Source organism: Paenibacillus sp. 2TAB23 (assembly GCF_052115165.1).
In the GTDB taxonomy this organism is placed as follows: Bacteria; Bacillota; Bacilli; order Paenibacillales; family Paenibacillaceae; genus Pristimantibacillus.
Genome location: NZ_JBFRGD010000023.1, coordinates 92,345 through 108,630 on the forward strand (window position 1 = coordinate 92,345; position 16,286 = coordinate 108,630).

Genomic DNA, 16,286 nt, shown 5'->3' on the forward strand with positions numbered 1-16,286 from the left:
ATGCCCGTACAGCCAACTAACGGAATGACGACTTTTTTGATAACGGTTTGACGACTTTTCCCCCGCTTAATTTTGAAGCCGAATCCTTTCTAAGGATCCGGCTTCGACCGCTCTTATTTCAATGAATTATCTCTAGCAATGCTTCCAAGATGATACGCGCTAGGCTTAGGCTTGCGCTCTTGCGTTGACCGGTCCACTTCGACCAATCCGAACGTCTTCGAGTAGCCGAGCTGCCATTCGAAGTTATCGAGCAGAGACCAGTGCATGTAACCGATGACCGGAATTCCTTCCGTAATGCAAGCTTGTACGCCTTTCAATGCTTGGTCAATAAAAGCAACGCGGCGTTCATCGTTGTCCGTCCCGATCCCGTTTTCCGTAATCATAATCGGCTGCTTCAGATGCTTGGAGACGAAACGAACGGCTCCTCCGAGCGCTTCCGGATAATACTCGTTCCCCATCTGCGTCTTTTCAACGTCATCGGGAACCGGCAGAAGACCATCCGCCCCGTATACCATGCGGGTATAATTTTGCAAGCCAAAGAAATCGTCGTCTTCCAGATAAGGAAGAAACTGCAGAAACTCTTCGTGATAAGCTTCAGCCGCCTGCTGTTCCCCCCCTGGGATCGATTGAATGTCATACAGTGACAAAGACAAGCCGATCCGGGTATTCGGACTCACCTGACGAATCGCGCTTCTCGCCTCCGTATGCGACTTGAAGATGACCTCCAGTCCGTTCTCCGTACGAGCACCGAGGAAGGAGTGCACCTCTTGCGGATGTAGGCCGAATGCTTGTCCTAAAGCCATGAAATATTTTTGCATTTGGCTCATGCTATCCGTGTTGATGCCAACTTGGGCTTGGCCACCCCCGGATTGATGCCGTTTTATGATTTTCGCTATTCCGATAGAGATATTAGCTTCATTGATCGTGCAAACGTAAGGAATTAATTCACCTAATTCCCTCATGACATATGCGCAATAACGGGCGAAACGGGCAGGCGTCTCAGCCGACTCCCAGCCACCCGCGCGAATAAGCCATTGCGGTGTCGTGAAATGGTGCAACGTGACAATCGGCGTTACATTCGAGCTTTTGCATGCCAACAATACGTCCCGATAATGTTCGATGGCTGCCGGATCGAAACGTCCTTCTTCCGGTTCAATCCTCGCCCACTCGATGGAGAATCGGTACGAATTCAATCCGAACGAGGAGAGCAGCGCAATGTCTTCCTTGAACAGCCGATAATGGTCTACGGCGCTGCCCGAACGCTCCTTAAAAATCGAGCCCTCCAAATTTTCCATGAGCCAAAAATCGGAATGGGTATTGTTTCCTTCTACCTGATGGGCGGCCGTCGAGGCCCCCCAATAGAAATCGTCGGGAAAACGATTTGTCATATGGAATTGCTCCTCTCAAGTGATGTCTATCCTCTCTCATTCATGATATTCAATTCCCTTAAGGCCAACTAACGTTATCGCGACTAATCCACTAACGGTTTCACGACTTCCCGAGCCGAGACGTCCTTCCGGCAAACCAAAAAAAATTCCCGCTCATGAAGAGCGGGAATCGATGTTACTCGTTAAGCTAATGACATAATCGTGAAAAAATCCATAGGCTTATCTTCCAAAGGGGCATAGTTGAAATAGTCGAAACGAGCCGGTTCATGCACGTTTCTCCCATTCCCGGTCGCATACATCGCAAAGAACACGCCGGCAAAGCTGCCCGCGACTTCCTTGGAAAGGAAAGCCGTCTCTCCCTTGCCGATCACCACGGGTTCCTTGCCGGGAGCCTCATACGTGAACGTATATAATACTTCGTTCGCTTGAACGCCGAGAATAACCGTCGCTTCGTCGTAATCCACTTCCGCTTCGATAATCGTTATGCTTCCAACGCGGCGCCTAAAGATAAGCTTAGACTTGCCGTCCTTCAACGCCTTGGCAATCTCGTAATGGAATTTCTCGTTCATGAATACGGTAAGTCCGGCCTCTTCGCCTTCTACTGACGGTTCAAAATCGATCAGCGTCTTGATCTCGCAATTGAGATGCTGCTGTCTGCGGCCAACAAACGCCGGCGATTCTTTGTCGTTCAAGGTGCAAGCCTGCCCCCTGAGCGTCAACCATCCCGGCCGGTCCGTCAGGGACCACGACTCCGGGACGGGGTTCCGGTAGAAATTCCAAGCCGAACCCAGCTTGTCCGAATCAAAATCATCCCGGCTTACCCACTCGGCAGGAGCTCCCAGCGGCAAGCTTCTGGCATCGTGCTCAAGCTCGGCTCTGCCGTCATTGCCGACGACCGGCCATCCTTCTTCGTTCCAAGCGACGGGCGCCAAATTCGTCTCCCGTCCCAGAATATGGCGTTTCGCGTTGGCGACCGGCCGGATGCCTAGAAACACGCACCACCAGCTGCCGTCCGCCGCTTGAACGAGATCGGCATGCCCCGTCCCCTGAATCGGCTTAGGCGTGCTTCGATTGGAGAGAATCGGATTCGCCGGATTGCTCTCGAAAGGACCGTACGGACTGCGGCTCCGCGCGATCGTTTCCATATGACCGTATTCCGTTCCGCCCTCTGCCACCATGAGATAATACCACCCGTTAATCCGATACAAATGCGGACCTTCGGGATGGCTTCCACCCGTACCTTCCCATATCAGGCGCCGCTCGCTCAACAAGGTCCCGCTTGCGATATCGATCTCCGCTTGGTAAATGCCTGCGCTCTCCCCATAAAAGTTAGCGGTGCCCGTCAAATACACGCTGCCATCCTCATCGAATAGCAAGGACGGATCTACGCCGCCCCATCCTTCAAGATAGATCGGCTCGGACCAAGGCCCTTCCGGACTTTCCGCCCACACGTAGAAACTTTTATGAATGGAAATGTTCGTCGTAATGACGTAGAAGCGCCCGTCGCGGTAACGAATCGTTGGCGCATAAATCCCTTGCGAATATCCTTGCGGGAGCATTCCCTTAAGCGGAAGCTGACTCTCGCGCGTCAACACATGCCCCAACTGACGCCAATTGACCAGATCCTTGCTATGAAAGATCGGAATGCCCGGAAAATAATCGAAGGAGCTCGTGACCAGATAGTAATCTTCTCCTACCCTGCAAACGCTGGGATCGGGATGAAAGCCCGGGATAACAGGATTTTTGAATGATGCCATCGCTAATTCCCCCTCTTTTATTTCTTAATGATGTTCAGTTCCTTGTTAATAACGGAAAGCAGTTCTTTGGGAATCTTCAACATGGATATTTTCGACAGTTTTTCAATCGACATAACGGCCTTCATCGCAGCAAATTGAGGATTGTCGGCCATATTCCCGAAGTATTTCTCGAATACCGCTTTGGCCTCTTCGTTAAGGCAAAGCTCTTCCACCGTATCGAAGGTCGAATAAAAGCCGTCGCGGAGATTGACCTCTTGAACATTGGAGAGATCAAACTTCTCGAACCAATTCACGACATGATTGTTTTGTTCCGGTGCAACTAAGGTATAACTCTTGTCTATTTCCGTCACATAATGAAGGGTCATTTCGTCGGTATAGATATTCCCATTCTCGTCGATGCCCTCAACCCTGATTCGATTCTCTCCCAAAGCCAACGTGACGGCCCGCAACCGATTAACGGGCTCCACCGTCTTGATTTCGTCAAGCCATACATCGTTATTGTAAACCTTCAGACGGGATAAGTTGGACATAATAAGGAGGTCGTTATTTGCTTCGTGTCGATTGACGAATCGACGGCCGGCTAAGTGAACAAACGGTTCTTTGGACCAATATGCCTTATATAAATAGTAGGCATCTTTTTTTAATTTTCGGTCCAGCGTAACGAGCCCCTTCATGTTTTTTCCCCGATCACCGCCTTCATTTCTGCTCGCGCTGCCGAAATCGAACATATTCCACACATATCCGCCCATAATAAATGATCGATCTTGTATCGTTTTAATCGCATTATGATGGAATACGATCTGATATTGTTCCGAATAATCTTTCACTTTCGGAGAATCGGATTGGAATCTCGGATTCGCATCGACACCATACTCCGATACGAGAACAGGCACTTGGGGATTAACGCGATGAAACTCGTCCAGACGGCTGCCTAAACCATTCAATTCACCGTAATACCAGCCGTAATATAAGTTATATCCGACCATATCGGTTAAATCATGGATCAAATTATCGTTTTCAACCGAATAGATGTTGGCTTGCGCGGACAAACGATTGGGATCGAGCTGCTTCGCCATCGCATGGAGCTGCCTGATCGTTTCATAGGTTTGCTCGTTTTCAACGGCAATCGTGATCTCGTTTTGCACGCCCCAGCAATATATCGAACAATGATTATAGGCTTGCTTGATGAGCCTTTCCAATTGTTCCTTTGCATTTCGGTTTTCCGGGTCTTGGGAAGAAGGGGTGCTGATAAACGGAATTTCAGCCCATACCAACATCCCGCTTCTATCGCATAACTTGTAAAAATAATCATCATGCTGGTAATGGGCAAGACGAATGCTGTTCGCCCCCATGTCCCGGATGATGGCCATATCCTCTTCCATCTGCTCTTTCGTAACGGCGTTGCCTACGCCGGCATAATCCTGATGACGGCTAACCCCTTTAAGCTTGAGCGGCTTTCCGTTTAGAAGCACGCCTCGATCCGGCGTGACTTCAACGGTCCTAAACCCGATCTCTATATGTCGCAAATCGTAAACGCGACCGTCCAAGGTGAACGAAATGCAGGCGTTATACAGATACGGATGGTCGACTCCATCCCACAGAAAGGGATTACGAACGGTTTCGGTTTCCACAATGTTAAACTCGGTTGCGGCCTCGACCTCAAGCTTCCTACTGAATTCAAATGCAATATTTCCATCCTGACTCAGCAGTTGAGCTTTAAGGACTCCATTGATCTTCTTGGGCGATTCATTGACCAGTGTCCCGCGAATCTCGAGTTCGAATGAATCATTGTCAATCTTCTTGGGAGTCAAGTAGACGCCATCTCGACTAAGATCCTCTACGTCAAAGTAAACATCCTCCATCGCGAGAAGCTTAACTTCACGATATAAACCGCCGTAAAAAGTAAAGTCGGCCATTAAGGGGAATACATCGGGTGCATGTCGATTGTCCACGGCAACAGAAATCAGGTTTTCTCCTGCCTTCAAATAGCGATTAAGCCGGACCCGGAACATGGCATACCCGCATCGGCTTTCTCCGGCTAGTTGGCCGTTGACATAGACCGTTGCCCTATTCCCCGCTGCGCCAATCTCGAGGAACAGTCGTTTAGCCAGAAGTTCCGAAGAGATTTGCAGGTTATGCTGGTACCAGCATTGTCCCCGGAAATATTGTTCTTGCTCCCCTTGCCCGTCCGAATGATTCCAGGAATGAGGCAATGCAACGGGTTTCCCCTCATAGATAGGATCAATCGCATAAGCGGAGCGATCCGTTGGAGTAAACATCCAGTTTTCATTCAAGTCGATGATCTGCAGCCCATTCATATCCCTTCTTTGTTAAAAATCATGTACAGAAAAGGATACAGGGCCTAATGAATGACGCTCCGAGCGACGCATCGATCCGTTCAATTGCTTCAGATCGATGCGTCCAAGCGTCCCATTAAGCCCTGCAATGTCTTAGTGGTCGAATCTTCTTGCCTTTATTATTTATTCGTTGCCGCCCACTCGTCCAACTGCTTTTGCTTTTCCGCGATGACTTTATCAATCCCAGACGCCTTAAGCTTGTCTCTGAGCTCTTCCAGCTTGTCTGCCGGATCGAACGTTCCCGACTCCAGCGCTTTTCTATATTGTTCGATGACATTTTGAAGCGCGGTAATTTCGTTCTTAACCGGCTCCGAATTGAATGCGAAGCCAAGCGCTTTCGATTTGATTGCGTTTTTATTCGCTTCGGCCGTTAATTCCCATACATTCGGCAGGTCAGTTGTCCGGATGTAACCGATGGATTGGTTAGGTACCATCCAGGTTTGAATCGTGTATCCTACCGTAGTCGCTGAGATTCCTTCCGGATATTTAATGATGTTATCCGATTCCTTCACATAGTGCTTGCCTTCAATTCCCCATAAGAACAAATTAGCAAGCTCTTTATCCGTATACATGAGTTCCAGGAACATCATCGTTCTTTCAGGATTTTTGGAATTGTTGGAAATTGCCCACAATCCCGCCGTTGCATCCGATGTTGTCGCATAGGTATTCGCCGAAATCGGTACAGCGATAAGTTCTTTGCCTGCTGCCGCGCTTTGCACTTCCGCTCCTCCGACCTTAAGGCCATCGAAGTAAGCAAAGGCTTTGCCCGCTTTCACCATTTCCATACCGGAGATTTGGCTTGTTGCAGCATCTTTGTTAATATATCCAGCCTTAAACCAGTTGTGCATCGTATTCAAATAGTCTTCGTACGCTTTGGACTCAAATATATTTTCAACCTTAAGTCCATTGTCGAAGCCAGGCAACACGCCAAATCGATTGCCCAGTCTGTCATAATCGCCATACTTATCCGCAGGAACGACTAAGCCTACCGCAAACGGCACAATACCGGGCTCGTTTTCCTTTATTGTCTGAAATGCCAGATCCAGGTCATTAAGTCCTTTAATTGAGGTTACATCGATCTTATGTTTGTCCACTAGCGCTTTGTCCATGAGAATCGAATTTGTTCCGGTTGTATAGTCCTTATACACAGGAACGCCGTACGTTTCTCCATTAAGCTTGGCGCTTGCCATATAATCTGGACCAATTGCCCCTTTGATGCCCGTGCCGTATTGATCCAAGAGATCGTCCAGCGGAATAATTTTTCCTGCCGCCGTATCGGCGCTGTAGCCCTGTCCAAATTCGAACATCAGGTCCAGCTTCTCGCCGCTGGATGACATCAAATTCATTTGTTGTGTCCATGTGCCAATGCTGATCGGCAAAATTTTGACGGTTGCGTTAATCTTCTCTCTCGTGATTTTGCTCATTTCTTCTTGAACCAACGGAAGATCCGCCGGCGTTGCTCCTATGATCGGCAATGCTAGTGTTATTTCGAATGGATCTTTCGTTGCTTCGTTAGGACTAGCGTTTGCCTCCTTGCCCGTACCCGACGGTGTGTTCGATGCAGCATTATTGTCGTTATTAGACGAGCATGCGCTGATCAGCCCCATCGACATTATCGCTGCAAGTGTCAAACTGACAAACTTCAACTTCTTTTTCATTGCATTTCCCCCTCGTTTGCGTTAGCTTTCACCTCTATACTAACGCTTTACTCAGGAGTCGACTAACACTTTGCCGACTTTTTTTATGCCGTATTGGCGACTTGCACAATTAGAAGGGTGAGAATAGACAAGGCTTAATGAATAACGCTTCGAGCGACGCATCGATCCGATCAAGTTGCTTCAGATCGATGCGCCCAAGCGCTTAACATTAAGCCCTGCAATGCCTTAGCAGTTGTATCCTCTTGCCTTTATTATTTATTCGACGCCGCCCACTCGTCCAGCTGCTTTTGCTTTTCCGCGATGACTTTATCAATCCCGGACGCCTTAAGCTTTTCTCTAAGCTCTGGAAGTTTGTCTGCCGGATCGAACGTTCCCGACTCCAGCGCTTTTCTATATTGTTCGATGACATTTTGGAGCGCGGTAATTTCGTTCTTAACCGGTTCCGAGTTGAATGCGAAGCCAAGCGCTTTTGATTTGATCGCGTTTTTATTCGCTTCTGCCGTCAATTCCCATGCTCCCGGTAAGTCAGATGCACGTAGATAGGCAATGGATGGGTTAGGGGCCATCCAGGTTTGTATGGTATATCCTACCGTAGTCCCATCGATGCCTTTCGGATAATCAATCGTATTATCCGACACCTCCACATAGTGCTTACCTTCAATACCCCATACGAACAAATTGGAAAGATTCTTATCGCTGTACATGAGGTCCAAGAACATCATCGTTCTTTCAGGATTTCTGGAATTGTTGGAGATTGCCCACAATCCCGCCGTTGCATCCGATGTTGTCGCATAGGTGTTCTCCGATATCGGTACAGCGATAAGTTCTTTGCCTGCTGCTGCGCTTTGCACTTCCGCTCCTCCGACCTTGAGGCCATCGAAGTAAGCAAAGGCTTTGCCCGCTTTCACCATTTCCATACCGGAGACTTGGCTTGTAGCTGCATCTTTGTTAATATATCCAGCCTTAAACCAGCTGTGCATCGTATTCAGATAGTCTTCGTACGCTTTGGACTCAAATATATTTTCAACCTTAAGCCCGTTATCGAAGCCAGGCAACACGCCAAATCGATTGCCCAGTCTGTCATAATCGCCATACTTATCCGCAGGAACGGCTAAGCCTACCGAAAACGGTACAATACCAGGCTCGTTTTCTTTAATCGTCTTAAATACTTGATCCAGGTCATTGAATTCTTTAATGGAGGTTACATCGATCTTATGTTTGTCCACCAATGCTTTATCCATAAGAATCGAATTTGTTCCAGTTGTATAGTCCTTGTACACAGGTACGCCGTAGGTTTCTCCATTAAGCTTTGCGCTTGCCAAATATTCGGCTCCAATCGCTTGTTTGATGCCGGCGCCGTATTGGTCCAAGAGACCGTCCAGCGGAATAATTTTGCCTGCCGCCATATCGGCGCTGTAGCCTTGGCCGAATTCGAACAACAAGTCCAGATTCTCGCCGCTGGATGACATCAAATTCATTTGTTGATTCCATGCCCCGATGCTAATCGGCAAAATTTTGACGGTTGTGTTTATTTTCTCTTTTGTGATTTTGCTTATTTCTTCTTGAACCAACGGTAGATCCGCCGGCGTTGCTCCAATGATCGGCAATGCAAGCGTTAATTCGAAAGGATCTTTCGTTGCTTCGTTCGGAGCCGCACTATCCTGCTGGCCGGTACTCGATGGAGTGCTTGATGCGGTGTTGGATGCAACGTTATTATCGTTGTTAGACGCGCACGCGCTGATTAACCCCATCGACATGGTCGCTGCTAGTGTAAGACCAATAAATTTCAGCTTCTTTTTCATTTAAATCCCCCTCGTTTATGTCCATTTTCACATTTATGATAGCGCTTTATTTGGAAATTAACTAACGCTTTGACGACTTTTTTGATACCTCTTTCACGACTTTTGGTATCGCTTTAGCGAATTATTCAATCATTCGTATATAGAAATAGATAGGGCCTAATGAATGACGCTTCGAGCGGCGCTTCGATTAAATTGCTTCAAATCGATGCGTCCAAGCGTTCCATTAAGCCCTTAATTGTTTGATGTTCAATACTTCAATTACTCGGTGTTTTCATTCATGAATTTTGCGCTAAGCTGCAAGGACTTGATCGGAGAATCCTCTACCCAGTTGGTATGGGTTTCCAGGATAACGGCCTGCACGCCGTAACTGATCGCCGCAGACACGAGCGCTTTAAGATACATATTGCCATAACCCAACTCCATACTACCCGACTCGATAATCGAAGCGGTTTGACCATTACAACCCATCTCCCTTCAACGATACGGCAAAGCGATGCTCGCCGCTTCCCACCGTAAAGAGGATTCGTCCATCTTCGCAGCGCGCATCCGGGAAATTCTCGAATCCGTTCTTCAGATCGTCTTCATTGCCCGGAAGCATGATCGTCGCCGTCGTATTGGCCGGCACCTCGAATCGATAGACGATCCCTTGTCCCGTCTTCTCCCAGCCCGACCCAATAGTCCCATAGAGGGATTCGAACGTAGCGGACGCCTGCGTAAGCGTTCCTCCATGCAACGGTTTCAATATAAAGTGCTTATAGCCCGGATCCTCCCAAACCGGACGGATTCCCGCTATGCCCGCGAAGAGGAAATCGCATACGGCTCCGTACGAATAATGGTTGAGCGAGCCCGAGAACTCGCCGTCCTCTTTCATTCCTCTCCAGCTTTCCCAGATCGTCGTTGCTCCCTTGCTGACGGCATACAGCCACGATGGGCACGATTGTTGCTCCAAAAGCTTGAAAGCAATATCCGCATGACCGTAATCGGACAGCACTTGGAGAATGAACGGCGTCGACAGGAATCCCGTGTTCAGATGATAATCTTGCTCCGTGACCAAATGCGCCAAGCTGTCCGCAACCGCTTGTTTTTTATCGTCATCCGCTAAATCAAATGCAAGCGTACGAACGTTCGGCGCTTGCCTGCCTTCCACAATTTGACCGTCTTCTTTAATAAAATACCGATTGTACACACGCTTGATTTTGCCGTAGAGCTCCCTGTATTTCGTTTCCTCCTCGGCGTCTCCAAGCACCTGCGCCATTTCGGCAAGCAGTCTGGTCGAATAGGCAAAATAAGCCGTCGATACGTCTGGGAAGCATCCGCCGGTTTTCGTCAAAAGCGCAGCCAGATCCGTAAATTCCGTGTCGGTTTCCAGCCATTCTCCCCAATGGAACTTCGTATCCCAGACGTAATTCGCGTCAAGCTCCCCGTCGGTATCGTTTTGATATACCGGCGTATCCTTAAATCGTAGATTGGATACTTTCGCGCTTGCGGCCATATAATCCACCCACGCCTTCGCGGATCCGAACTGTTTCTCCAGAATCGACTTGTCCCCATAGCAAAGGTACATGGTCCACGGGATAATGACGGCCGCATCTCCCCAACCCGAAGAACCGTCGAGCATGCTGGCCACTCCCGGCTTGCGAAACGCCATCATCGGATTGGTGCTCGTCTTGGAAAGTCGCTCGTATTCGGCTAAGTTGTGGTATCCGATTACAGTAGGTACCGTGCTTGGCACCGATCCGTCGGAGAACTGCTCGACTGCCAGATCGGCCATCCACTTCTCGAAGAAAGGATACACATTCATGAAATCGGACGACGTTCTGGCATAAACCTGCGCATCCCCCGTCCATCCCGCCCTCTCCCGTGTCGGGCAGTCGGTTGGAACCTCCATAAAGTTGCCCTTCTGACTCCATATGGAGTTGGACACGAGCTGATTGAGCGACGGATTCGAGCAAGTAAACCTGCCCGTCTCTTCCATATCGGAATAGACCGCAACTGCTGTAAAGTTATGCGGGTCGATTGTACCTGGATAATTTTTCAGCAGGACATAACGGAAGCCGAAAATGGCAAACCGCGGACGGTAGCTTTCAGCTCCGTTGCCTGCCAAAATGTATTGGACTTCTTGGAAATCCTCCAATTGTCCATGATCCGCAAGGTTTTGCAACGTGAAGTTTCCATGCTTGTCCAACGCCTCTCCATGGACGAGAACGACCTTTGTCCCCGTCTCTCCTTGAACCTTCATATCGACCCACCCGGCAATATTTTGCCCGAAGTCCAATACCGTTTCCCCGTTCGGCGTCCGCAGCACTTTAGGCGTGAAACGTTCTTTCGTGCGTACCGGCACGCTGTTCGTCCCGATTAAATTGTCATATCCATCCTCCGTGACGGAAACATGTTCCCATGTGGAATCGTCATACCCGGTCTTGTTCCATCCATCGATATCGATCGTGGCGTCGTAGGCCTCTCCCGCCTTCATGTCCGTCTTCAGCAAAGGTCCGCGGGACGTCTTGAAGGAATCGTCGCTGGCGATGATCTCGCGACTTCCGTCTTCGTAGGTCAATACCAATTGTCCTAACAAGGCTACTTTATAGCCGAAGTTGTTTTTCAGGCTTGCCCCGCCGGTCGTGCCTCTCCACCAACCGTCCCCTAGAATAACCCCCAGCGCATTCATACCTTCGCGTAGAAGGCTCGTCACATCGTAAGCTTGGACCTGCTGCCGTTTATGATAAGAAGTGAATCCCGGCGTAAACAAATGGTCCGTTCCTTCAATTCCGTTCAAATAGAAGCTGTAAAGACCCCTCGCCGTAAGGTAGGCTCTTGCCGAAACGAGTCCCTTCTTCACATCGAACTCTTTCCTTATATATGGAGCCGGCTTATAGACGTCAATGTCGATCTCTTTCTCCGGTTCAATCCAGCGAGCCATCCAATCCGCTCTGTGCAACAGCCCGGATTCGAAGTACACTGGCTCGCTAAACGGTGATTCCTCTCCCTTGTTGCTCCACACCTTTACCCGCCAATATAGGCGCTGCATCGATTTCAATTCAGGACCGGCGTACAAAACATGCTGTGACTGGCTCGTCTCCATCTTTCCGCTGTCCCACGTCACGTCAACGAAACTTAAGGTTTCAGATGCTTGCAAATGATATGCGCATTGTAGCACATTCTCCGCGTTGCTTTGAAGCTTCCAGCCCAGACGCGGCTTGACCGAATCCAACCCCAATGGATTTTCCAGATATTCCGTTCGCAAAGACACTGCTTCCAGCATATTTAGTAACCTCCTGTATCATTTCCGCTGTAGTTTCTTTCCCTTTTCACGATACCATCTCGGATTATACGCGGACTAACACTTAGCCGACTTTTTAGCTGTCGTTATGACGACCATATCTCTTTAATAAAAAGTCGTATAAATTCCATCAATAAAGTCGTAAAAACGTTAGAGAAACTAACCGGATTATTTTAAGGTGGAGTTGACAGGTAAACGTTCTATAGAGGAGGAATACCGGTGATTTCATCGTATCGGAAAAAGGTGTCATTCTGAATGAAGATATCAAAGCCTATGATCTGGACGTACAACTTGGCATGTTATGGGAGAATCCCGAATGTAGAGCAAACATCCAAAAGACCTTACCCGTCTTTGAGGATAGTCAGCAGTTGAAGAGTGCCATGGGTGTTCCCCTTTGTAAGATCCTGCATTTCGGAGACGGGCTTCTGTCCGAAGAAGCAATTGATCATTTAAATCAAGAACTTAAGAAAATCCCCGTTGCGAAAACGGAGGAGCTGCAGAATGAACAGGAGGACATGAAATGACGGATTTTTCCAGCGTAAAAGGTAAAGTTGCCATTGTTACAGGCGCTGCCGACGGCCTCGGCAAAGCAATCGCGTGGAGTTATGCCGAGAACGGCATGAAGGTCGTCGTATCCGATATCAACGCTGACAAGGGAGCGAAGGTCGCTGAGGAGATAAGAGCAGCGGGCGGAGATGCGGTCTTCTTCAAAACGGATGTAAGCAAAGAAGATGAAGTCAAAGAACTCGTCGATTTCGCCGTCGCGACTTACGGCCGATTGGACGGTCTCGTGAATAATGCCGGAATAGCTGCCGAAAGCAGGCCTACGCATGAATTTTCGGTGGCTGAGTTCGATCGATTAATGGCTATCGACTTGCGAGGCGTCTTCCTCGGGATGAAGTTCGCCGTCGAAGCCATTCTGAAGTCCAAGTCGACCGGGGGATTCATTATAAACGTTGCTTCCCAAGCTGGAATACTAGGCAACAGTTCCATGGCTACTTATGCTTCCGCTAAACATGGCGTAGTCGGACTTACGAAGAGTGCCGCCCTCGATTACGCGCCGTACAACATCTCCATCAATGCGATTTGTCCGGGAACGTTCCGAACCTCCATCTGGGGACAAGCCCCCGAGGAAGTCGTTGCTCAATACGCGAAAATACTGTCGCCAAGCGGCAAGCTTGGCGACCCGAAAGAAATCGGTCATTTGGCTTTGTTCTTAGCCTCAGATTTGGCGCGTTACATTAGCGGTTCGGCTATTGTAATCGATGCCGGCTCGCATGCGGGCAAGGTGACTCCCGTCCAATGGGCTCATCCGGAAATTTTGGAGTAACGTTATCTCCTGTAGCAACAACTCCCTCTAGAGCTCTAGAGGGAGTTGTTTGTTGTGCTCTCCTTGAAATATTCTTGAATAAACCCTCTGAACTTATGGGCAATTTTCGTCATATACCGGTTCGTATACCATGAAATCTCAATCGTTCGGCTACTAACTGGCTCTTCAATCGAAAGAAGAACAACGGAAGAGCCTTGAGAACCGCCCCAAGTAACTGCTGGAATAAAAGAAACGCCTAGCCCTGAACGGACTAAGCTTCGAACCATCGAAGGCTCATCGCATTCATAAATGATTCGAGGCGTAAATCCGGCTGCACGACAGAGGGAATCCGTTGTTTCGCGCAGTTGCTTGCCGAGCTTTAAACTAATAAAGCTGTCTGTCGAGAGCTCGGATAGACGAATGCTTTTACGGTTTGCAAGCCTGTGGCCGCTCGGGACCGCAAGCATGATTTCTTCCGTTAATACTGGAACAGACTCCGTTCCCGGTATTCTGAACGGAGAAGAGGAAATACAAAGATCAAAGACCTGATTACTGCGGTGATTCTCATGCTGAAGCAGTTTGAACTCAGCTTCCGGGTACTTCTGCCGAAATCGTGCAATCATATCCGAAAGCAAATAGGATCCGACCTGGATGAAGATTACGACGGTTCCTGTCGGCCTTTCAGCCATGTCGAGGAGCTCCGTTTTTCCATCCTCTAACGTTTGCAAGGCCAAATCGACCTTCGCAAGAAAACGCTTCCCGTATTCATTTAATCGAATGTATTTTCCTGTGCGATCAAACAATCTTATCGTTAATTCTTTTTCAAGATTACCTATCAATTTGCTGATTGCAGGCTGAGAGACCTGCAGCATTTCGGCGGCTTTGGTCATGTTCTCCAGCCGAGCAACGATTTGAAAGCACCGCAGGGAAAGCAAATCCATCGAAAATCCACCTCTTTCATAACCAATAGGTTATATATATTATACAAAACAATATATTTTTATTTATTTTAACAAATCCTTATAATGAAGAAAAGAACGTTTGCAAGATTAGATAGCTTAGCGATCATACGGAGTAGAAACGAGGGGCATGTTATGAGTGCAAATGAAACAATGGACGAAACGATTACTATTTCTAACGGTCAGCTTAAAGGTCTGCGTCTGCCAGAAACCGGGGCAATCGCTTGGCTGGGGATTCCGTATGCGAAGCCTCCAGTGGAGAACCTCAGGTGGAAAGCGCCGCGTGAGGTTGAATCATGGTCGGGCGTATTGTCCGTACATGATTTTAATCATAGCAGCGTTCAGCTTGTTCTAGGTGCTCCTAATGGGAACGAGGACTGCTTATATTTAAACATTTGGCGACCAGTTCATGTAGAAGAGAATTTGCCCGTGTTCGTATTTTTGCATGGGGGCGGTAATATAGGTGGTTCGGGCAAGGATTTTCAGGGCAGCATATTAGCGCGTGAGACCAACAGTATCGTTGTCACGGTGAACTACCGTCTAGGTGCGATGGGGTTTTTCCGACATCAAGCACTTCTGACTGGAGATCCCTTGGATGACTCGGGCAACTACGGTCTCCTTGATATTTTACATGCTTTGAAGTGGGTGCAAAAAAACATCGTTTCCTTTGGCGGCAATCCCGGAAATGTAACGTTGGCAGGCCAGTCCGCCGGTGCGAGAAATGCATTGGCTGCTTTTCTATCTCCGCTAGGTGAAGGACTGTTCCATAAGCTGTATGTAATGAGCGGAGGCTGCACGACCGCTTCAATAGAACAAGGCGAAACCAAAGCAAACGATATCCTAACGTCTTTGCTCGTCAAGTCGGGTGAAGCAACTAATCGCGATGAGGCTCTCCATTGGACTTCAAAGCAATCTGCACATACGATCTCCGATTACCTGCATCGTCAGCAAGCCATTCACTTTGCTGAATTAATCGGAGACACCGGCCTTCGAATGACTGCATTTCCACACTTGTTCGAAGATGGTTTTGTCATTCCGATTGGGGGGTTTGACAATGTTACAAACCGAACGAATCTTAACATTCCGATCGTTCTTGGGAGCACGGCCAGTGAATTTTCCACATTTGCTTTGTCGGACTCTCATTTCATGCCACAAGTGATGCAGGGGAAATTAATTGGCAATTCGGAACAAAAGATGCTTTATGATATGGCCGTTCAATATGGAAGCGAGATATATGGAGCATTCAATGTAGAGGATGTTGCTGAGAAATTAGCGGTCATGCTCCCTCAAATTCCGATATTCGCATACCGATTTGGCTGGGGGTTGCAAGAAGGCGTTATTGATCCTTCCTTCCGTTTTCTTTTGGGTGCTTCTCATGGCGCAGATATCCCCTTCTATACGGGCGATTTTTCGGTACAAAGTTTTTTTGCGGGTATGTACACCGAGCATAACGAATCCGGACGCAAGGCGCTTACTACAGTTATGCAAAGTTATTTAAAATGCTTCTTGAAAAATGGCAATCCAAATGGCGAAGGACTCCCCGCTTGGAAACAATGGACCCCTGATTCTGGGTCTGCCGAGATCCTCTCATTGGATGCTGGCGTGGATAAAATTGCCATACAACTGGTTCAGAAGCTTTCGTCCGAAGCCATCCTGTCTAGACTGAACGAAGACGTTCGTTTGTCAGAAGAACAGCGAAATTGGCTTAGAACGTATCTATTTGCAGGCCGGTTTTTCTGGAAAGAATGAATAAGCGTTGGATCATATAAGCTGAAA

General features: G+C 48.4%; 10 protein-coding genes. 2 read left to right on the top strand and 8 right to left on the bottom strand.

What is annotated here, in order from left to right:
* Positions 1 to 113 precede the first annotated feature (113 nt).
* The 7 genes from AB4Z29_RS26010 to AB4Z29_RS26040 form a co-directional block, all read right to left on the bottom strand.
* Positions 114 to 1,388: a glycoside hydrolase family 1 protein gene (locus AB4Z29_RS26010; RefSeq protein WP_441945882.1), complete on the bottom strand. Its 1,275-nt coding sequence runs from the start codon at positions 1,386 to 1,388 to the stop codon at positions 114 to 116.
* A 182-nt stretch (positions 1,389 to 1,570) separates the two neighbouring features.
* On the bottom strand, positions 1,571 to 3,145 hold the full coding sequence (locus AB4Z29_RS26015; protein ID WP_441945883.1) for a glycoside hydrolase family 43 protein: 1,575 nt from the start codon (positions 3,143 to 3,145) through the stop codon (positions 1,571 to 1,573).
* Positions 3,146 to 3,162: 17 nt separating this feature from the next.
* Positions 3,163 to 5,463: a glycoside hydrolase family 2 protein gene (locus AB4Z29_RS26020; protein WP_441945884.1), complete on the bottom strand. Its 2,301-nt coding sequence runs from the start codon at positions 5,461 to 5,463 to the stop codon at positions 3,163 to 3,165.
* A gap of 158 nt (positions 5,464 to 5,621) precedes the next feature.
* The gene (locus AB4Z29_RS26025) at positions 5,622 to 7,160 is read right to left on the bottom strand and encodes an ABC transporter substrate-binding protein (RefSeq protein ID WP_441945885.1); all 1,539 of its coding nucleotides are present in this window, start codon (positions 7,158 to 7,160) and stop codon (positions 5,622 to 5,624) included.
* A 251-nt stretch (positions 7,161 to 7,411) separates the two neighbouring features.
* The gene (locus AB4Z29_RS26030; RefSeq protein WP_441945886.1) at positions 7,412 to 8,962 is read right to left on the bottom strand and encodes an ABC transporter substrate-binding protein; all 1,551 of its coding nucleotides are present in this window, start codon (positions 8,960 to 8,962) and stop codon (positions 7,412 to 7,414) included.
* A gap of 258 nt (positions 8,963 to 9,220) precedes the next feature.
* Positions 9,221 to 9,430, bottom strand: a complete 210-nt coding sequence (locus tag AB4Z29_RS26035) for a hypothetical protein (RefSeq protein ID WP_441945887.1) — start codon at positions 9,428 to 9,430, stop codon at positions 9,221 to 9,223.
* Positions 9,420 to 12,224 (bottom strand): family 78 glycoside hydrolase catalytic domain, encoded by a 2,805-nt coding sequence (locus AB4Z29_RS26040; RefSeq protein ID WP_441945888.1) that lies wholly within the window; start codon positions 12,222 to 12,224, stop codon positions 9,420 to 9,422. The genes AB4Z29_RS26035 and AB4Z29_RS26040 overlap by 11 nt, the downstream gene beginning before the upstream one ends.
* A gap of 538 nt (positions 12,225 to 12,762) precedes the next feature.
* On the opposite strand from AB4Z29_RS26040, the gene AB4Z29_RS26045 reads away from it, so the two are divergent.
* On the top strand, positions 12,763 to 13,572 hold the full coding sequence (locus AB4Z29_RS26045) for an SDR family NAD(P)-dependent oxidoreductase (protein WP_441945889.1): 810 nt from the start codon (positions 12,763 to 12,765) through the stop codon (positions 13,570 to 13,572).
* Between the two features lie 35 nt (positions 13,573 to 13,607).
* Here the strand turns inward: AB4Z29_RS26045 and AB4Z29_RS26050 are convergent, their stop codons facing one another.
* Positions 13,608 to 14,492, bottom strand: coding sequence for a LysR family transcriptional regulator (locus tag AB4Z29_RS26050; protein ID WP_441945890.1), 885 nt, complete (start codon positions 14,490 to 14,492; stop codon positions 13,608 to 13,610).
* Positions 14,493 to 14,645: 153 nt separating this feature from the next.
* Between AB4Z29_RS26050 and AB4Z29_RS26055 the strand changes: the two genes are divergently transcribed.
* Positions 14,646 to 16,259, top strand: coding sequence for a carboxylesterase family protein (locus tag AB4Z29_RS26055; protein ID WP_441945891.1), 1,614 nt, complete (start codon positions 14,646 to 14,648; stop codon positions 16,257 to 16,259).
* Positions 16,260 to 16,286 lie beyond the last annotated feature (27 nt).